General features: G+C 35.2%; 14 protein-coding genes. 3 read left to right on the plus strand and 11 right to left on the minus strand.

The window, feature by feature from the left end; genetic code table 11:
• Position 1 precedes the first annotated feature (1 nt).
• Both C1A40_RS16575 and C1A40_RS16580 read left to right on the plus strand, forming a co-directional pair.
• Positions 2-1801, plus strand: a complete 1800-nt coding sequence (locus C1A40_RS16575) for a cytochrome-c peroxidase (protein WP_102996864.1) — start codon at positions 2-4, stop codon at positions 1799-1801.
• 76 nt (positions 1802-1877) lie between these two features.
• A complete protein-coding gene (locus tag C1A40_RS16580) occupies positions 1878-3149 on the plus strand; it encodes a carboxypeptidase-like regulatory domain-containing protein (protein ID WP_102997250.1) in 1272 nt (423 codons plus the stop codon).
• Positions 3150-3152: 3 nt separating this feature from the next.
• Here C1A40_RS16580 and C1A40_RS16585 read toward each other — a convergent pair whose 3' ends face one another.
• From C1A40_RS16585 to C1A40_RS16625, 10 genes are all read right to left on the minus strand, one after another.
• Positions 3153-4196 (minus strand): endonuclease/exonuclease/phosphatase family protein, encoded by a 1044-nt coding sequence (locus C1A40_RS16585; protein ID WP_158651396.1) that lies wholly within the window; start codon positions 4194-4196, stop codon positions 3153-3155.
• Positions 4197-4207: 11 nt separating this feature from the next.
• On the minus strand, positions 4208-6814 hold the full coding sequence (locus C1A40_RS16590) for a DNA gyrase/topoisomerase IV subunit A (RefSeq protein ID WP_102996866.1): 2607 nt from the start codon (positions 6812-6814) through the stop codon (positions 4208-4210).
• A 3-nt stretch (positions 6815-6817) separates the two neighbouring features.
• Positions 6818-6964, minus strand: coding sequence for a hypothetical protein (locus tag C1A40_RS18250; protein WP_158651397.1), 147 nt, complete (start codon positions 6962-6964; stop codon positions 6818-6820).
• A 174-nt stretch (positions 6965-7138) separates the two neighbouring features.
• The gene (locus C1A40_RS16595) at positions 7139-8989 is read right to left on the minus strand and encodes a DNA topoisomerase IV subunit B (protein ID WP_102996867.1); all 1851 of its coding nucleotides are present in this window, start codon (positions 8987-8989) and stop codon (positions 7139-7141) included.
• 431 nt (positions 8990-9420) lie between these two features.
• Positions 9421-10323: a DMT family transporter gene (locus tag C1A40_RS16600; protein ID WP_102996868.1), complete on the minus strand. Its 903-nt coding sequence runs from the start codon at positions 10321-10323 to the stop codon at positions 9421-9423.
• A gap of 331 nt (positions 10324-10654) precedes the next feature.
• The gene (locus tag C1A40_RS16605) at positions 10655-12085 is read right to left on the minus strand and encodes a rubredoxin (protein ID WP_102996869.1); all 1431 of its coding nucleotides are present in this window, start codon (positions 12083-12085) and stop codon (positions 10655-10657) included.
• Positions 12085-15606 (minus strand): nitrate reductase, encoded by a 3522-nt coding sequence (locus tag C1A40_RS16610; RefSeq protein ID WP_102996870.1) that lies wholly within the window; start codon positions 15604-15606, stop codon positions 12085-12087. The genes C1A40_RS16605 and C1A40_RS16610 overlap by 1 nt, the downstream gene beginning before the upstream one ends.
• Before the next feature lie 627 nt (positions 15607-16233).
• Positions 16234-17724: an MFS transporter gene (locus C1A40_RS16615; RefSeq protein ID WP_102996871.1), complete on the minus strand. Its 1491-nt coding sequence runs from the start codon at positions 17722-17724 to the stop codon at positions 16234-16236.
• A gap of 377 nt (positions 17725-18101) precedes the next feature.
• Positions 18102-18425: a type II toxin-antitoxin system RelE/ParE family toxin gene (locus C1A40_RS16620; protein WP_102996872.1), complete on the minus strand. Its 324-nt coding sequence runs from the start codon at positions 18423-18425 to the stop codon at positions 18102-18104.
• Positions 18413-18694: a hypothetical protein gene (locus tag C1A40_RS16625; protein WP_102996873.1), complete on the minus strand. Its 282-nt coding sequence runs from the start codon at positions 18692-18694 to the stop codon at positions 18413-18415. Before C1A40_RS16625 ends, C1A40_RS16620 begins: the two co-directional genes overlap by 13 nt.
• A 430-nt stretch (positions 18695-19124) precedes the next feature.
• Here C1A40_RS16625 and C1A40_RS16630 point away from each other — a divergent pair, with 430 nt between their 5' ends.
• Positions 19125-19544: a hypothetical protein gene (locus C1A40_RS16630; RefSeq protein ID WP_102996874.1), complete on the plus strand. Its 420-nt coding sequence runs from the start codon at positions 19125-19127 to the stop codon at positions 19542-19544.
• A 107-nt stretch (positions 19545-19651) separates the two neighbouring features.
• Here the strand turns inward: C1A40_RS16630 and C1A40_RS16635 are convergent, their stop codons facing one another.
• Entirely contained in the window at positions 19652-20317 is a 666-nt protein-coding gene (locus tag C1A40_RS16635; RefSeq protein WP_102996875.1) for a response regulator transcription factor, read from the minus strand.
• Positions 20318-20349: the final 32 nt, after the last annotated feature.

Genomic DNA, 20349 nt, shown 5'->3' on the forward strand with positions numbered 1-20349 from the left:
CATGAAGATATTCTTAATTCAAGTAAGAGCAAAGGCATATACTTTTGGTATATGTCTTTTGCTTTTATCCGGACTAGCGTGCAAAAGTGAAACCACAAAAGCTACAGAAAATGGCATTGAACAGATTTACTTAAAGAACATAAAGCAAAGTATTGTAAACCTAGATGCTATTAATACTTTTGAAAACACGAATGATAAAATTAATAGCTACAAAAAAGCGAGACAGTATTTTAAATTGGCCGAACCTATTTTAGCGTATGTCGATCAAAACAATTACAAATCGATAAATGCGCCAAACATTTTACAAGTTCATGAAGATAGCCCCACCGATATAAAAATTAGAAACCCATTTGGATTTCAAGTGATTGAGGAACTGCTTCATGAACCCCCAATAGATACAATCAAAATTGCTGAAATCGTTAATATGACCAGTAGTCGACTAAAACTGATAGAGCATAACACCCATATAAACTTAAAAGATTATCATATTATTTGGCTATTACGAAACCAAATAGTGCGTATCGCTACAACAGGAATTACAGGATTTGATTCACCTGTTTTAGGACAATCATTAAAAGAAAGTCAGTTCACGTATGAAACTTTAGAAGCTATTATAAAACTTTCAGAAAGCAAATTCACTTCGAAAACTTTATATAAATCACTTTTAGGTGCTATAGAAAAGGCTAAAACCGCTCTAAATGCCGACTTCGATACTTTTGACCGTTATGCCTTCATTAAAAATCATATTCATCCGCAGTTGAAACTTTTAGTAGATACACAAAACGATTGGCAAGTAAGCTTTCCTTTTAACCTCGCTTTATCCAACGAACTCACGTCTTTGTTTACAAAAGAAACCCTTAATATGGATTTCTTTACAGATTATAAAAGTGATACTACCAATTTGGCAAACAAAGTAGCCTTCGGAAAACAACTTTTTAATGATAAAAACCTTTCCAAAGATCGAAACATGGCCTGTGCCACTTGCCATATTAAAGACAAGGCTTTTACAGACGGACGTGTCACTTTTGATAAGCGTCAAAAAAGAAACACCCCTACCCTTACCTATGCTTCTAATCAGCAATTGTACTTTACCGACGCACGCGTGGGCAGTTTAGAAGGGCAAATCGTTGGCGTGGTGAATAATCATGATGAGTTTAACATGTCTATGGACTCCATAATAACAAGGGTTAAAAGCGATAAACAGTATAAATATGTTTTAGATACGCTCTACCACAACAAACGAGAAGATTTCAATATAAGACACGCCATAGCATCCTACATCAGAACCTTGAATACGTTCGATTCTAAATTCGACAAGAACATTAACAACCAAGAAAATACATTAACCACAGAAGAAAAACGTGGTTTTAATTTATTTATGGGTAAAGCGGCTTGTGCTACATGTCATTTTCCACCTATGTTTAACGGTACGGTTCCTCCAAATTTCACCGACACGGAATTGGAAATTATTGGCGTTCCAGAAACTAAGGAAAACAAAGGGCTAGACGACGATTTAGGACGATACGACCTCTTTAAAAGGAAAGAACGCATAGGTGCTTTTAAAACTCCAACTGTTAGAAATATTGAACTTACGGGGCCATATATGCACAATGGTGTATATACGACTTTGGAAGAAGTAGTAGATTTTTATAACCAAGGAGGTGGCGTTGGATTTGGCTTTAATTTGGAACATCAAACCTTACCGTTTAACAACTTAGAATTGCCTGAAGATGAACAACATGCCATAATCGCTTTTATGAAAACCCTCACAGATCAATCAAAAACCGAAGCTATTAAGTAACTCAACTTATTGAAATATAGTTTTTTACATGAATTTTTCGTATATTAGGCCTTGTTCCTTCACAAAAAACGAAACTATGAAAAAACTAATCTATTCCCCTGTCTTTTTGTTGTTTGTTCTTTTCCTTTTTGGAGCAAACACCATAATTGCACAGGAAGACGACACTAAAGAACACTTCAAAGAAATTGAAGGCAAAGTTATTGATGCAGAGACGAATAATGATTTAATTTTTGCGGATATTGTTCTCGAAAACTCGAATATTAGCACCGTAAGTAACAGCGACGGGCATTTCACATTAAAAATACCTAAAACATACGCTGATGGCCATATTGCCATCTCTTACTTGGGCTACGAAAAAATTGTTCTTCCGATTTCCGATTTTGAAAAACACCTAAAAGTAAAACTGAAACCCGTTAACACCACTTTAGACGTTGTTCAAATTTTAACCACTCCTAAAAAAGCCGAAGCAGTAGTTTTAAATTGTTTAAGCAAAAAGAGTAGTTTGTATAGTAATGAAAACACTTTAATGACGGCATTTTACCGCGAAACTATAAAAAAGCGCAGAAAAAACGCCTCACTGTCTGAAGCTGTTGTTCAAATCCATAAACAACCGTATAATAATGTAAAAAGTGATTATATCGAATTGGTGAAAGCACGCAAAACAACAAACTACAAAAGGTTGGATACCATTGCTCTCAAATTACAAGGCGGACCTTTTAGTAATTTGTATACCGATATGATTAAATATCCAGAATACATTTTTACCCCAGAAACCATGCCTATGTATGACTTTAATTTTGATAAGTCTACAAAAATAAATGAGCGTATAATATATGTCATTAACTTCAAACAAAAGGCTGATATTACAACACCACTGTTTTACGGTAAACTTTTTATTGATGCCGAAACCTACGCCTTAACAAACGCGGTTTACAGTTTAAATGTAACTAACAAAGTATTATCGAGTGAAATGTTTGTTAGAAAAAAACCAAGAAAAGCCGATGTTTACCCTATTGAAACGGCTTACCGTGTAAATTATAGAACAAAGGATGGTAAATGGCATTATGCTTACAGTAATATTTCATTAACTTTTAAAGTCGATTGGGAAGGCAAATTATTTAATAGTACGTATACCTTAAATAGTGAAATGGCCGTAACAGATTGGGAAATTGCAGAGTCGAAACTAGCAAAAAATAGAAGTCAGGTTTTAAGACCCACCACTATTTTAACCGAAAAAGCTTCAGGCTTTTCAGATCCTAGATTTTGGGGTGCTTACAATATTATAGAGCCTGAAAAATCGATTCAATCGGCCATTAAAAAAATTCAGAAACAGTTGAAGCGAACCTAGATTTTAATTTGATGACTTGTTAACAGTTAATTGAACCAATATAGGCTCATGATCTGACCATTTTAAATTGAAATTTTCATGAGCCACTATTTGAAAACTATTATCAGGCAACACATAATCTAGGCGCATGGGGTATCCTAGTAAGTGATAAGTACCACCTAAACCAGAACCCTTTTCGAGAAAGGTGTCTTGCCTACCTTGACTTATAGAATGATAGGTTTTAGAAAAAGGTGTGGTATTAAAATCACCTGCTACAATATGTCTTCCTTGGAAGCCTTTTATATTTTCAAGTAATAATTGGGTTTGCGCGCTTTTCATTTTTTGCGCCACATTTATTTTAGGGTAAACCGACTCTAAGCTTTTTTTTGTAAAAAACTTAGAATCCACTTCCATGCTAAACGATTGCAAATGCACGTTGTAAATTCTAATAAGCACATCGTTGTATTGAATATCGGCAAACATGGCATTATTAGCTGTATTAGGAAAATCGATATAACCCGTATGTACAATGGGAAACTTAGACAGAATAACTTGTAAAGATTTGCTAATGCCGCGACGTTTTCCTACGAAAACATATGGGTAGTTTTCAAAGCTATTTTTCCGTACCGACCAAGACTCCTGAAACAAGACAACATCTGCATCTTGATTATTGATAAAATTGGTTAACGCTTTAATTCTCGGCTTCATTTGTGTCCGATCGGAAGTATGACCAGCACCACCACCGCCTCTCACATTATAAGTTAATACAGACAGATTCTCAGTTTCTATACTTTGATTATCAAAATTATATTTGAAAAAAAACACATGAGTACAACTATATAGCACTAAAGCAAACCCTAAAAAAAAGGCACGCTTCGATTTAAGTAAAATAAATACTACAAAAAGGAATCCATTTAAAACAACAAGAACAGGAAGTACAACAGAAAAAATTAAAGACCATACATTCTCGACATACCGAGTAATGACACAACCAAAAACAAGAAGTAGCGGTATTACAATAGCAATAATACTACGAAGCACGACATAGGTGCTTTTAAAGAGATTCAAAAGTTTTTGTTTTAGAATAATTTGGTTTGGGTTTCATCATCCTTAGAATTTTCAGAATCAGACACTTCAGTTTCGTCAACCACCTCTATATCATCGGCATGAACCTCCTGGGGTGCCTCAAAAGGCAATGGTTCCATTAAATTCACTTGATTCACTTTATCCTTAGTTAATTGGTTACCTAGAGCACCAATACCTTTAATGGCTATAAATTCCTCTAGATTGACTTCTAGATTGTCTTTACGGTCTTTTCCGCGTTCTTTAGCAAAAACAACTTCGGCCATAGGACGCCAATCTGTTGAAACGATTTCTAATTGTGATTTTGGATCGTCTGGAATAAACATTTCCTCCTTACCTTCTTGCTCAATTACGAAACGTTTCACATAATACAATTCTTTTTCACCATTGTAATAAACCACCGAAATTGGTTTTTTAGGCTGCCATTTTTCCATGACAATCATATTATCATCAAAATGCATAGTTACTTCCGGTGTAACCGTTTTTACCATGCCCGATTGCGTGATAATAAGTAGTTTATCTTCCCCTCTAAACTCCCCTATCAATTCGCCACGACCATCAACATTTAAGCGTTGAACGGTATCATCAAACCATATTTTACGAGGTTTTAAGGTTGAAACGCCTTTTTCCTTAAGTTCTACACGCTTTACAGGATATTTAGTAACTAAATTACCTTTAGACACCCTGCCTTTAATAAGAATATCGGCAAAATCGATATCCCATTTAAGCTTTTTAATACTGCCCGCCTGACGAAGCAATACGGTAACCACTTCTGCCTCTCCATTTGGGTTTGCAGAAAAATACAAACAAGTAGACCCTTTAGTACCGTTAGTGAGATCGTATTCTCGATCACGGGTTACACTAGTCACCGCGAAACGTTTTATATAGGAAGGGCCGCTTTTTCCATCGCGATAAATCATATTATAAATGGTGCGCTTGTCCTTCTTCTTAAAAACGGCGACATGAATAATGTCTTTACCTATAAAGGTTTTGGAGTCCACTTTGGTGACCATCATTACCCCTTGTTTGGTAAACACAATAATATCGTCAATATCACTACAATCGCAAACGTATTCGTCACGACGTAATGAGGTTCCTATAAACCCTTCTGCACGATTTACATAAAGTTTTGTATTTCGAATCACCACTTTAGTTGCATCAACATCATCGAAAACTCTAATTTCTGTTTTACGCTCTCTACCTTCACCGTATTCCTTTTTAAGCCTAGTGAAATAAGCGATAGCATAATCGGTAAGGTGTGCCAGGTGATGCTTAATTTCAGCAATTTGTTCCTCTAGGGCTTCAATTTTTTGCTGTGCTTTATCAATATCAAATTTAGAGATACGCTTGATACGAATTTCGGTTAAGCGCACAATATCGTCTTCAGTTACCGCGCGTTTTAAGTGTTTAATATGTGGTTTTAATCCCTTATCAATAGCTGAAATAACCCCTTTCCAGGTTTCTTCCTCTTCAATATCGCGATAAATTCTATTTTCAATAAAAATACGCTCCAAGGATGCAAAATGCCATTGTTCTTCAAACTCACCTAATTTAATTTCGAGGTCTTGTTTTAGAAGTTGCACCGTATTATCTGTGGAACGACGAAGCATTTCTGTAACACCAATAAATAAAGGTTTGTTATCTTCAATAACACAACCCAATGGCGAGATAGACGACTCACAACTTGTAAAAGCATATAAGGCATCTATGGTTTTATCTGGCGATAATCCCGTTGGAAGATGCACTAGAATTTCAACTTCTGCCGCCGTATTGTCTTCAATCTTTTTAATTTTGATTTTACCTTTATCATTCGCCTTTAAAATAGAATCGATTAACGAAGATGTTGTGGTTCCAAAAGGTATTTCGGTAATGACTAAAGTATTCTTATCGAGTTGCGAAATTCGAGCACGTACACGCACCTTTCCGCCTCTTAATCCGTCATTATAATTTGAAAAATCGGCAACGCCTCCTGTTGGAAAATCAGGTAAAATAGTAAAGCGTTTGCCTTGTAATTGTTTTATTGAAGCATCAATAAGTTCAATAAAATTATGTGGTAATATTTTTGTAGAAAGTCCAACCGCAATTCCTTCTCCGCCTTGTGCCAGCAACAACGGAAACATAACGGGCAAGTTAATAGGTTCTTTTCTACGGCCATCGTAACTCGCTTGCCATTCGGTAATCTTAGGGTTATAAACCACATCGAGCCCGAACTTAGAAATTCGAGCTTCGATATAACGGGAGGCCGCAGCACGGTCGCCCGTTAAAATATTCCCCCAGTTTCCTTGGGTATCAATTAATAAATCTTTCTGCCCGATTTGAACCATGGCATCGGCAATACTGGCATCACCATGAGGATGGTATTGCATGGTATGACCAACGATATTGGCTACTTTGTTATAACGTCCATCATCCAAATCTTTCATGGAATGCATGATACGACGCTGAACGGGTTTAAAACCGTCTTCAATAGCAGGAACAGCACGTTCTAAAATAACGTAAGAAGCATAATCTAAAAACCAATCTTTATACATTCCCGTAACTCGGGTAATGGTTTCTTGAGGTTCGTCTTGTTCGTTAATTAAATCGTCGCCGTTTTCAATCATTAATTATTTTTTAACTGGTTTTGGTTTGCCATTAAGCATCACTCTACCGCCACGTGCTTGTAATCTTGCAACTTGTTCGATAGCAGGGTGTACATATAGATACTCGTATGAACGTACCACTTCTAAATCTTCTTTCTTAGTATATAACATCTTATTTAAGTTTTTTTGCTTCCCTAAAAAGGGATTATTTTACAAATTAATTTATCTTTTTTAGCAGCAACAAAGTTACATTTAAAGATAATTTACTTAAATAATTTTAACTAAAATTTATTACGATTTCATCCTTTATATTTGATAAAAATAGGGATAAAAATTCGATTAAACTTACTCTATAATATCCAACTCAACTTTCAAGTTTTCAATAATAAATTCCTGTCTAGACGGTGTGTTTTTTCCCATATAAAACTCTAGTAAATCTTCGATAGACATGTTATGATCTAACATAATGGGATCTAAACGAATATCTTCCCCAATAAAATGTTTAAACTCATCTGGAGAAATTTCACCCAAACCTTTAAATCGAGTAATTTCAGGTTTTGGTTTAAGTTTTTCTATGGCTTTTTTGCGTTCTTCTTCAGAATAGCAATAAATGGTTTCTTTCTTATTTCTTACACGAAATAAAGGCGTTTGTAAGATATACAAATGGCCTTCTTTAATCACCTCTGGAAAAAACTGCAAGAAAAATGTTATCAATAACAAACGGATGTGCATCCCATCAACATCGGCATCGGTAGCAATCACTACATTATTATAACGTAAATCTTCTAATGATTCTTCTATATTTAATGCTGCTTGAAGCAGATTAAACTCTTCATTTTCGTAAACAATTTTTTTGGTGAGCCCGTAACAGTTTAGCGGTTTCCCTTTTAAACTAAAAACGGCTTGAGTGTTTACATCTCGTGATTTTGTGATACTACCAGAAGCCGAATCTCCCTCGGTAATAAACAAAGTGGTTTCTAAGTTTCTTGGATTTTTAGTGTCACCAAAATGAACGCGACAATCTCTTAGTTTTTTATTGTGAAGACTGGCTTTTTTAGCACGGTCTTTAGCTAACTTTCGTATACCCGATAACTCTTTTCGCTCACGCTCGGCTTGTAAAATTTTACGCTGAAGCTTATCGGCAGTGTCTGGATTTTTATGCAGATAGTTATCTAAGTACCGCTTTACGAAATCGTTAATATAGGTCCTTACCGTTGGCAATTCGCCACCCATATCGGTAGACCCCAATTTTGTTTTGGTCTGACTTTCGAAAACAGGTTCCATCACCTTTATGGCAATGGCACTTACTACCGATTTCCTTACATCGGAAGCATCGTAATTTTTACCATAAAATTCTCTTATGGTTTTTACGAGCGACTCTCTAAAAGCATTTAGATGTGTTCCACCTTGAGTGGTATTTTGTCCGTTTACAAATGAATGATATTCTTCACTGTACTGCGTTTTACTATGAGTAAGCGCGATTTCAATATCATCGCCTTTTAGATGAATGATAGGATATAAACGATCGGTATCATTAATATTTTCGCTCAGTAAATCCTTTAAACCGTGTTCGCTATAATATTTTTCACCATTAAAAACTATGGTTAAACCTGGATTTAGGTACACATAATTTTTAAGCATTTTCACTATATATTCACTTCTGAACTTATAATTTTTGAAAATGATATCATCCGGAATGAAAGATACTTTGGTTCCTTTTCTACGCGAAGTTTCTTCTAAAAACTCTTCATTTATAAGGTTACCTTGTTCGAATTCCGCGGAAGCGCTTTTACTATCACGTGTAGATTCTACTCTAAAAAATGAGGATAAGGCATTAACCGCTTTGGTACCAACACCATTTAAACCCACCGATTTTTTGAAGGCTTTGGAATCGTACTTACCACCAGTATTCATTTTGGAAACTACGTCTACAACTTTCCCTAGAGGAATACCACGACCATAATCGCGCACCGTAACTTTCGTTCCTTGAATAGAAATTTCAATCGTTTTTCCAGCTCCCATGACATACTCGTCAATGGAGTTGTCGAGCACCTCTTTAAGAAGTATATAAATTCCATCATCTGGCGAAGACCCATCACCTAATTTTCCAATATACATTCCAGGTCGCATACGAATATGCTCTTTCCAGTCTAATGAACGAATATTGTCTTCGGTATAGTTAGAGTTTTCTGCCATTAATAAGAGGTGTGGTTAAGATAGGATGCTAATATAGCACAAGCAAATAAAAAATAAAACAGCATTGCAACAAAGTAATTAACAATGAAAATATTTTTAAGTTATTCATTTTTTTATTTCACAGTTTAAATTTCAAATTAAGGAGTTCATGAATCTCCTATGTCGATTTCATTGATAAAAAAACGAATCAAAAAAATCTAGGCTTACGAAACTTTATCTAAATTTTTTGTTTGTCCCAAAATTTTAGGAACTCGCCATTAAAAACAGTGAAATGCCAAAATCCTTCCTAGCTCAAACAGCCTAAAATTTCACAGGTACTTCACTTCAAATTTTACGATAAAGTTTCGATAGGCCTTAAAAAACACTTTTCCCTAAGACTGTTATCCTTTTTAAACCAGTTTAAATTAAAGATTTACACCAATATTAAAAACTCACTTCCCTTTCTTTAAGGACACTATTAATATTCCAGCAATAACCACTAAAGCACCAAACCACTGTAAACCCGTTAAAATTTCATTTAAAAAGATCGCAGCTAATATGATGGTTGAAATTGGCCCTATTCCCGCCACAATAGCAAAGTTTGATGAGCTAATCATTTTAATAGACGTAGAGACTAAAAACGAAGGTATTACCGTTGCAAACATGGCTATTACAAAACCTAAGACATACACTTGCCATGAAAAACTAAATAAATCCACCTCTGAAACCAAACTGTAATGCACAAATACACAAATGCACGACACCATCATGGCATAAGCCGTAAACTGTACCACGCCAAATTTCGGTATTAACCAACCGCTACCTACTAAATAAGTGGCATATGTAATCGCACTAAGCAATACAAAAGCCGCTCCGATGAAGGTTTCAGTTCCTGATAAAGTTACTTCATCCCAAAACGTTATCACAACGCCTAAGTAAGTTAAAGCGATAGCCATGGCCTGAATTTTAGTGATAGGCCTTTTTAAAAACACACGGTTTAAAATTAAAACGATAGTAGGGTATAAAAACAAGATAATACGTTCTAAACTCGCCTTAATATATTTAAGTCCGACGAAATCAAAGTAACTCGCCAAATAATAGCCCACCACACCGAAAAAACACAACCATAAATAGTCCTTTTTCACCAAAGTGGCCTCAGTGTTTTTATTTCTATAAGCGATAGCAATACCTACATAAATAGGAAAAGAAAACAGCATTCTTAACAATAGAATACTTATAGCATCAACATGATAGCCATAGGCTAATTTAACCATAACCGCTTTTGATGAAAATAGGACGACCCCTAAAATACCAATAAGCACTCCGTACCAAAATTGTTTTTTTGTTGTTTCCATACAACGAAAATAACGACCTAGAGTTTTTGAAATTATAGGAAATTTCTGAAAATACGATGTTCAAGAATAAAAAAGAGTACTTTAAGTTATATACCCTAAAAAAAGAAACGCAGTAAAATTGTTAAATCCTTAAATAAATAACAGCTGCATGAAGAATCGCCGTGAATTATTCTAAAAAATAATGCGACATCTCTGGCGTCAATGTTGATTTTTCAAATACAAACCCAAGCATATTTAAAACATATCAAACGCATCCGAGACATCGCATTCGAGCAAAAGTATTTCTTTTAATTTTTAGACTAACTTCAATAATATTTGATTAAAAAAAATTCTATTTGACTAATACTTTCTTTTCAAAACTACTTTTAGGAGCCTCACAAAGGGAACATTCATAAGTATCCTCTAATTTTTTAAAAGGGGTGTTAGGCGCAATATCCTGCGTAACATCGCCATAAATCTCATTGTAAACCGTTAAACATTCCGAACATTGATAAACCTCCTCTTCGCTACGTTCCTTTTTAATAACGCTCACCTCTTCCTCTTCGCGTTCGGTTCCTAATTGTTCGAAGTACAACTGACTTAATTCCATTAATAAACCAGGCAATTCCACCTTATCTACATCTTGAACATGCATGATATATTGTTGGGTGTTCGGATCGAAATTCTTAGCATATAATAAATTATAGGTATCTCTAATTTTAAAATCCCCTATAATATCTGGTTGTTTGTTTTTTTCAATAACAATGGAGGTAAAATTATAGGTATCACTTTCATAACTTGTAATTCCGAAGGTGAGTCCGTAGGTACTAATATCATTTTGGTCGAAATTAGTCACCAAGTATTTTTTAAGATTTAAGGCTTCTCTATCGTTTACCGGCAAGTGCCAGTTCATTTCCAGCATGGAATGACGCACATTGATTCCGAATTTCCCTAAAAACTTTTCCCATTGTAATTTCGCTTTCAACGGAATACCTTTTACGATAAAAGATTTCCATGGTGTGATCGAGATTTTACCAATCTTATTATCCGAACACAGCTCACACATCGCCTTTAGGAATTTTAAATCATAGCGATTATTTCTCCAATACAAGCCTAACCAATAACGATCGGTACCAATACGATTCATCCCTTCATAATAAGGGAAAGGATAGAAAGGCACTTCTAGCGGCTTATCAACTGTTCTATTATTCGTATCGACAGCATCACTTACCAAATCGAAAACCGTTTCAATGGTTTCAGGTTCCTCTTGTAAAATATTTTCAATGGCGATTTCAATTTTATCCATATCCCAGCTATAAATAAGCGCAGGATACATCAATGTTTTTTTCCAACCTGGAAGTCTAACATATAAATACCAGTAATCTTCATGATCGGAAGCGATAAAATTTACATTTCCAGTAAATAAAGGCACTAGTCGTTGTCTAGGATCGGTAATATTAACCCTTAGTTTTAATTTATGTTTAAACTGCTCTAAAATATACAGGTAGCGGTCACTTGTTAACCAAGAGGTACTCGGTAATATTTCGGCAGATACATAAGATGAAGCGATATTCTGGATACCATCGCGTTTTGGTTTTATAAACTGGATTTTACTAAACTGATCGAATTTGCTTTCATCAATTTGCTCTGGAAAAATAATATCTTGGCGAGAACCAAATGAAATCGCATCTAAGCCTAAACTTTCGGCTGCTTCACAAATATATTTTAATTCACCTGGAGACAACACACCTCCATTTATCTTAATTCTATATGGTTCTTCCATTATGCTAACACTTTTGAATTATGAAGTATTTCACGCACTTCAGTTTTACAACTTCCACAACCTAATCCAGCACCTGTTTTACTGCACAACTCAGTAAAGTCGGTACACCCTTTTGCAATGGCCTCTTCAATATTTCCTTCACCCACTTGACTACAAGAACAAACTAATTTACCAATAACAGGCGTATCGTTTGAAGCCCCTCTAAGCAAGGTATTACGTTTATCGGCCATTTCAATTTTACTCTCGATCATGGTTTTAAATTCGGCAAATTCATTTTTATCGCCCATTAAAACCGCGCCAACTAATAAATCGTCTTTAACAATACACTTCTTGTAGTAGCGCTTTTTAATATCTGTAAAGATGATTTCCTCATAACTTTCATCGTTTTCAGGCACACTAATATCACCTATACTACAAAGGTTTAAATCGTTGAATTTTAAGATATTCATTAATACCGAACCGTTATATGCGCAGCTAATATCTCCGGCAATAAAGTTGGCTAGAATCCCCGCTTGCTCTTCGGCTGCCGAAGTAATCCCAAACAATTGGTTATTGTATTCAGCAATTTCACCAATGGCAAAAATATCTTTGTGAGAAGACTCTAAATGCTGATTTACTTTAACGCCACGACTACAAGAAATACCGTTTGCTCTTGCCATTTCCACGTTAGGAATGGTTCCTATAGCATATACAATAGCATTCGCTGTAATAAATTTTCCACTTTTTAATGTGATGTTTAATTCACCGGTATCTTCATCATCAAAAACGGTACTTACTTCGTTATCAAAGTAAATTTGAATACCACGCTCTTGCACATCTAAAGCTAATAACTTACTTGAAACTTTGTCTAACTGACGTTCCATAAGTCGAGAAGCACGTTGGATAATGGTAATTTTAGCGTTTTTATGCTTCATGGCTGCAGCCAGCTCTAAACCTAATAAACCACCACCTACGATAACCACATGTTGTTCTTCTGGTGGTAAATTGGTAGCATCTAAATAAGCTTTAAACCTATCGGCATCACTTTTATTACGCATAGTAAAACGTCCTGGTAAATCAATTTGAACATCTTTAGGAATAAACGCTCGACTACCTGTTGCTAATATCAACTTATCGAAACTATGGGTTTCATTGTTACTATCGGTAACCTGTTTATTTTCTTTATCTATGTTAGTAATTGACGTTTCTGGATGTAAATGAATATTTAGCTTACCAAGTTCTAATTCTTTAATTTTAAGCAACTGTTCCCAAGTCAATTCTTCGGTAACATATTCTGGTAATAAAACCCTATTGTAAAACAAATTAGGCTCTTTGGAGAATACATGAATTTCATCAACCTCATTATATTCTCTATAATTTTGAACAAAACGGAATGCCGCTGCTCCAGCCCCTACGATAATAATTTTTTCTACAGGCTTTTTATATTTTGAAACCGCTACACGGGTAAATTTAAAATCTGGTTCTTTCGATGTCGGATCGACATGCGTATTGGTTAAATTATTGGCGCGGTTTAAATCACTCTGTAATTGTTTACCCCAGTGCATCGGTAAGAAAACAACACCTTTTTTAATGGTGTCGGTAATTTTTGCACGCACACGAACTTCACCATTTTCACCTTTAATCTCAGTAATATCGCCATCTTTAATTTTATTTAAGAAGGCGTCAACTGGATTGATTTCTAAAACAGGTGTTGGGTAATGTGTTTTTAGACGAGATACCTTTCCGGTTTTCGTCATGGTATGCCATTGATCACGCACACGACCTGTGGTAAGAATTAACGGATAATCGTCGTTAGGCTGAACCGACGTATTTTTAATGGTGCTAGGTAAATTGAATTGTGCCTTTTTTGAAGGCGTGTAAAACTTTTTATCCTCAAACAATCGCGGTGTTCCTGGATGTCTGTATTCTGGAACTGGCCACTGAAAAGTACCTTCATTTTTTAATCGATCGTAATTCAAGAAAGACACATCGATATTCGTGCCTTTGGTCATCGATGCGTATTCATCATAAATTTCGCTAGCATTATTAAAATTGAAACCTCTAAAGCCCATACGCTGAGCGAAATCACAAAAGATTTCAACATCCGGTCTAGCTTCCCCTGGCGCATCAATTTCTTTAGGCAGGTATGAAATACGTCTTTCAGAATTCGTCATCGTCCCTTCCTTCTCAAGCCATGCGGCTGCTGGAAGTACTAAATCGGCAAAATCTACGGTATCAGATTTATGAGATATATCTTGAACCACAACAAACTTCGCGTTTTTCATGGCACGTTCAATGCTGTTTGAGTTTGGAAGACTCACTAACGGATTGGTACAAGCAATCCAAATGGCTTTTAATTTTCCACTTTCAAGGGCGTCAAACATTTCGGTAGCTGTAAGTCCTGGTTTCGGATTAATTTGATCAACCCCCCAAAACTGAGCCACCTCACGACGATGCTCTTCATTCATCAAATCCTTATGGACTGCCAATAAATTCGCCATCCCTCCTACTTCACGACCCCCCATTGCATTAGGTTGCCCAGTAAGTGAAAATGGCCCTGCACCTGGCTTTCCAACCTGCCCTGTAATAAGCGATAAGTTTAATAAGGACACATTTTTATCAGTACCTACCACACTTTGATTAAGCCCCATGGCCCACATACTGATAAAACCTTTTGAAAGTCCGATGTACTTGGCAGCTTTTCTTATATCATCTTCAGAAACCCCACATAAGCTTGAGGCTTTTCGTAATGAAGTTTGGAAAATTAAATCTTTATACTCGGCAAAACCATCGGTATGCTGAGCGATAAACTTTTCATCAATTAAACCACTTTTGTAAAGGCATCTGGCGATGGCATTGTATAAAATAACATCTGTACCAGGTAACAATTGTAAGTGCAGATCGGCAAAATTAGCAGAATCTGTTTTACGCGGATCAACCACAATAATTTTAACATTGGGATTATCCTCTTTACGCTTTTCAATACGTCTAAAAAGTATCGGGTGACACCAAGCAGGATTCGCGCCTGATATTAAAAAGGTATCGGCCAACTCAATATCGGCATACGAAATAGGTACACTATCTTCACCAAAAGTTTTCTTATAACCCACTACGGCCGAACTCATACAAAGTCTGGAGTTGGTATCGATATTATTAGTTCCTAAAAAACCTTTAGTAAGCTTGTTAGCGATATAATATTCTTCTGTTAAACTCTGTCCAGAAACATAAAAAGCGACACTATCTGGACCGTGTTTTTTTATAATGGATTTGAAAACGCTTGCCGCTCGATCAAGGGCATCATCCCAACTAACACGCTCTCTTGGGTGCGATCGGCTCCAGCGCATTTCTGGGTATAAAATTCTATCGGAGGTGTCGTTAGCGACGTAGTGCAAATTCATACCTTTTGAACACAGCATGCCACGGTTAACAGGATGATCCTTATCACCTTCAACAAGCACCTTATTATTACTGTCTTTTTTAACAATAATTCCGCAGCCTACACCACAATATGAACACGTTGTTTTTACTTCGTTTTTAATCATTCAGACAAAGATTTTATACTAAATAATAATTTTTAATTTCAGAAAACAAATACTGAATTCATTATTCTGAATACCTATAAAAAAGACACTTTATCTTATTATTTTAATAAAATAAACCATCAATTTTGTTGGTTTACATCGCCACTGTTATATATTTTAAATTGCGTTTAAACAATTTCCAAAACATGACTTTCATTTTTTTTTAAGAGCATTGCCATTGATAAAGAAAACTACCGCAGCCACAACCACTATATGGCCCCAATTATGAAATAACCATTAGACACCGCGGTAGTATACACTACCAATTAAGTAGTCTTTATCACTATTAACTAATCAAATACAAAAATCCGTTTTGTTAATCTTAACACTTTCAATTTTTCAGATTTAACAAGATGTTTTGATTTACAAAGCCTAAATCCAAACTCTGTTATCGTAAAATTAAGTATAAATACTTAATTTAAAGCATCAAAATTAAGTAATCTGAAAAATTTGTAAGATTAATAATTTAAGAATACTCGTTTTACGGATTTTATAATATTCGTCTAATAATTATTTAAGTTTTATCATTATATCAAAAAGCTACCTACTAAAGCACTACATAACAAATACTTAACAAAACCTAAACGTTTACTCCATTTCCTTTTCAAACTTATCCACCAGTTGAGGCGTTGCTTTATCGGCCATTTTTTGCACCACTCTATGCATCCAAATTAAACAGATGGCTGATAAGAATAACATTAATATCCAACAACTTGACCACAACCCAGTACCTTCCAATAGGTATCCGAATAAAATTGGGCAAACGAAACCACCTAGTCCACCAAGAACGCCTACCATACCACCTACAACACCAACTTCTTCAGGAAAATAGTCAGGAATATGCTTATAAACAGCAGCCTTACCAATACCCCAAATAGAACCTATAATTATCGCAATAATCGCAAAAATCCACAAATTAGCTTGAAAGAAAATATGTGTGTTTCCTTTAGCAATTAACTGCTTCTTTTTAACCTCATCACCTTTTTGTACAAGTACCTCTTGCCAAGACTCCTTCACAGGAAAAATATGAAAGCCTTCATCGACGTTGGCCAATTTATCCGTTTTACTTTTCACAGGACATTTAACACCATTAACTTCGATATAAGTTGCACTCACGTCTGTAACTGTCCCTGCTGATTTAGCCATAATCCCTTTTCCGGCTGCATATATATCCATTTTAGGAACGATTAAAATCGCACTAAATATTAAAGAAGACCCTAGAACCCAATACATCACTTTTCTAGCACCCACGCGATCGGACAACCAACCACCAAAAGCTCTAATCACCCCAGAAGGCAGACTAAAACAAGATGCTAAAAGTCCGGCAGTAGCCAAATCTAAAGCATATACATTGGTATAATAAGGCACCAACCACCCAGCAAAAGCGACAAAACATCCAAAAACTAAGAAATAATATAAGCCGAAACGCCACACTCTGATACTTTTAAGCGGCGCCATCATTCCTTTTAAGCTCTTAGTACTTGAAGCAGGCTTCTTATTTTTAGTCGTTAAGAAAAAAATAACCGCCATAAGCACCAATACTGCTGCATAAATTTTAGGCATCTCTCTCCAACCATCTAAATTGGTTTTTCCATCGGTTAAGTAATCCAAAAGTTTAGGTCCTACTAAAGTAGTTATCGCTGCCCCTGCATTACCAGCACCAAAGATCCCTAAGGCAATACCTTGTCTTTCCTTTGGAAACCAAATCGATGAAAATGCAATACCTACGGCAAAACTAGCACCTGCAATTCCAAAACCTAAACTACATAAAGCGAAAGACCAAAAATCGTTAGCATAAGACAACAAATACATAGGAACAGCACATAGCAACAACAAACCAGTAAACAAAGGCTTCCCGCCTAGTTTATCGGTTAAAACTCCGGCTGGCAATCTGAAAATAGCACCAGTTAATACAGGAATCCCTATTAACCATCCTATTTCAACACCAGACCAATCAAAAACTTGATTGTCCACTAAAAATGTCACCAATATGCCATTTAACAGCCAAGCTGCAAAGCAAAAAGTAAAGGCTAAAGTATTTATAAAGAGTATTTTATTTGCACCTTTAGTTGTATTCATTTCAATAATAGTTTAAAATTTATAATACAGATATAACTAATTCCTGAAACAAAATTAAGTATAAATACTTAATTTTAAACATCTAAAACTACGTAATTAAACAGAAATATGAGTTTGACAATTTAAGTTTAATGATATTGAAGAATCATTAAAAGAAAAGGGGAATTTCAATTTAATTTAGGAAATATTAAGATTTAAGAAGAAAACAATAAGCCTGCATCACATAAAAACATCGTACTTTTAAAGAATAAAACGTTACGAACTTATAGTTACCTGAACCATGTAACACAGACTTACACTTTAAAGTCGCGCTATCGGGGTGTAAATGTATTTTTTTTGCAATGTCCATCAGTTGTAACTGGTGGTAGCGGAGAATATCATTTGTTTTTATTCGGGTTCTGGTGGGAATCAAAAACCCTTGTGATATATATTTTTGTCTTGCCGTTGCGGTAGGTAATTTTGTAGTTTTTGTAAAATATCTTTCTGTACTCTAGTTTTAAATGATCAAACGCTTCGTCCACAGAGCCAATATTTTCAAAATCGTATGCTGTGTTTTCTAATATTTTTGAGGCATCAATAATATTATGGGCAATCGCAAGGGCTTTTTGTTTTCCCATACGCTTCACATTAAAAATCGATATTTTATTTAAATCCTTTAAAGCTCTTTTTGTCCATTTTACAGGTTTGATTATAGCTCCCAATTATCCACAATTTTATGTGCCTCTTCAATACTATAAACACGAACTGACTTTATATCTGCTTCTGCTTCTGCCATTAGCATGTCCTCATTTGCCTGTTCTTTGGACAAAGTTTCCTTTACTTTACGCATCGATTTTATCATATTCTTTACAGCTGCTATAAATGTTGGGTCTTTAGATTCAGACAGTGCTGCTTCAATCCATTTTATTTCTGCTTGTAAATCCATAGTAATATTCATTTTAGTCTTGTAAAGATACAATTTCTGTTTCATTTCTTTTTATTGTTTTTAACAACTACCATCGCAATCTTCAAACAAGAAAAACACATCGTCATGCTCTTGTTGGTACGAAGTTATAATGTCATTTTGTAAAAACTTAAGAAAAGCATTAATATTTCAGGTATAGGGGTTTGAGTTTCTACCATTTTAACAGCTGCTTCCTTTACGCTAGAGGCGTATTCATGACTTGTATTGGGTTTATCGTTGTATTTAATAACTAGGTTTACTATATCTGCTGTAGGTAATTGCGCTACTTGGAGGGCTGTTTTATCTTGTTCTTATTAGATGACCACCAGTTGAAAACTGGCGGTAGCGGGGAATTTTAATTGAAATTATCGAATTTAGTAGTTTTAATCAAATGAATCATTAGTAATTAAGACGCAACCTTTATTGAAAATCTTCATCTACAAAACAAATACTTAAAATGAAATACAAATATTGTTTCTTACTGCTTTTTTTAATTCTCATCAATTGCGCCAAATCGAATGAACCCATTGTTTCTAATGAAACCTTGATAGTCGGTAAATGGGAACTAACGGAAGCATACATAAGCGCTGGTGGCCCCCAATACTGGATAGATGTTGAAAACGGCCATGACATTGATTTTTTGGAAAACGTAACATTTTCTTCTAGTAGATTTACTGAATGTACTACTGGAACCTTTTCAATAATTGAAAACAAATTACTCCTGAAATACAACTGCCAGGATTTTAATAGTGAATATGAAAACGAACAAGGTTATATAACTTATGATTTGGAATTTTATTCTGATTACTTTATCGTTTCACCCACGAGTGGCCCCATTTGTATTGAAGGTTGCAGTTATAAATATCAAAAAAAATAACTTTTACCAACAATAAATTACCAAGCAACCTCTAATGTGCAGTTAGCAACATTGAACTACCAAGATAACAGGCAGCGCTTGCTATTTTTAAAAAGTTTACACCAAACTTATACCAAATCGAATTCCTTAGCCTTATTACTAAGTTCCATCAAATTTTTAACCTCCAATTTTTTCATCAAGTTAAAACGATGTACCTCAGCGGTACGTTTGCTGATTTGAAGTTCTTCAGCAATATCCTTATTGTTTTTAAGTTGCAATACTAAATTAAGTATTTGCTTTTCACGCTTGGTTAATTTAAACGGATCTTTTACAGCCTTTTTCTCTGGAACTACTGCAGCGTTTGTGTTGCCGTTAACAAAATTATTCATAATGATTGCAGACACATCACCGGTAAAATATTTACCACCAGACGCCACATTATTCAGCGCTTTTATAAACTCTTCTTTACTGGCTCCTTTTAACAGATAACCATCGGCTCCAGCCTGAATGGCTTTTAACACATATTCCTCAGAATCGTGCATAGATAATACTAAAGTACGAACATCAGGATACGTTTTACTTATAACACCAACCACTTCAATACCGTTCATTTCGGGCATTCTAATATCAACAATTAGCACATGTGGTTTAGTCTCAGCAACAATCTCCAAAGCTTCCTTTCCATTTGATGCTTCAGCTACCACTTTTACTCCAGATTGATCTTCTAAAAGTGCTCTTATTCCATCCCTAACCAAAACATGATCATCGGCAAGCACAACATTAATAATATCCATAACCTTTAATTAAAACACAAAAGTAATAAAAT

The sequence above is a fragment of the Tamlana carrageenivorans genome (genome assembly GCF_002893765.1).
Lineage (GTDB): Bacteria > Bacteroidota > Bacteroidia > Flavobacteriales > Flavobacteriaceae > Pseudotamlana > Pseudotamlana carrageenivorans.

Bases quoted from the DNA above. Each gene is read 5' to 3' on its own strand.
- C1A40_RS16575 (WP_102996864.1), top strand. From the start codon at position 2: ATGAAGATATTCTTAATTCAAGTAAGAGCAAAGGCATATACTTTTGGT.
- C1A40_RS16580 (WP_102997250.1), top strand. From the start codon at position 1,878: ATGAAAAAACTAATCTATTCCCCTGTCTTTTTGTTGTTTGTTCTTTTC.
- C1A40_RS16590 (WP_102996866.1), bottom strand. From the start codon at position 6,814: ATGATTGAAAACGGCGACGATTTAATTAACGAACAAGACGAACCTCAA.
- C1A40_RS18250 (WP_158651397.1), bottom strand. From the start codon at position 6,964: ATGTTATATACTAAGAAAGAAGATTTAGAAGTGGTACGTTCATACGAG.
- C1A40_RS16595 (WP_102996867.1), bottom strand. From the start codon at position 8,989: ATGGCAGAAAACTCTAACTATACCGAAGACAATATTCGTTCATTAGAC.
- C1A40_RS16600 (WP_102996868.1), bottom strand. From the start codon at position 10,323: ATGGAAACAACAAAAAAACAATTTTGGTACGGAGTGCTTATTGGTATT.
- C1A40_RS16605 (WP_102996869.1), bottom strand. From the start codon at position 12,085: ATGGAAGAACCATATAGAATTAAGATAAATGGAGGTGTGTTGTCTCCA.
- C1A40_RS16610 (WP_102996870.1), bottom strand. From the start codon at position 15,606: ATGATTAAAAACGAAGTAAAAACAACGTGTTCATATTGTGGTGTAGGC.
- C1A40_RS16615 (WP_102996871.1), bottom strand. From the start codon at position 17,724: ATGAATACAACTAAAGGTGCAAATAAAATACTCTTTATAAATACTTTA.
- C1A40_RS16625 (WP_102996873.1), bottom strand. From the start codon at position 18,694: ATGAAACAGAAATTGTATCTTTACAAGACTAAAATGAATATTACTATG.
- C1A40_RS16630 (WP_102996874.1), top strand. From the start codon at position 19,125: ATGAAATACAAATATTGTTTCTTACTGCTTTTTTTAATTCTCATCAAT.
- C1A40_RS16635 (WP_102996875.1), bottom strand. From the start codon at position 20,317: ATGGATATTATTAATGTTGTGCTTGCCGATGATCATGTTTTGGTTAGG.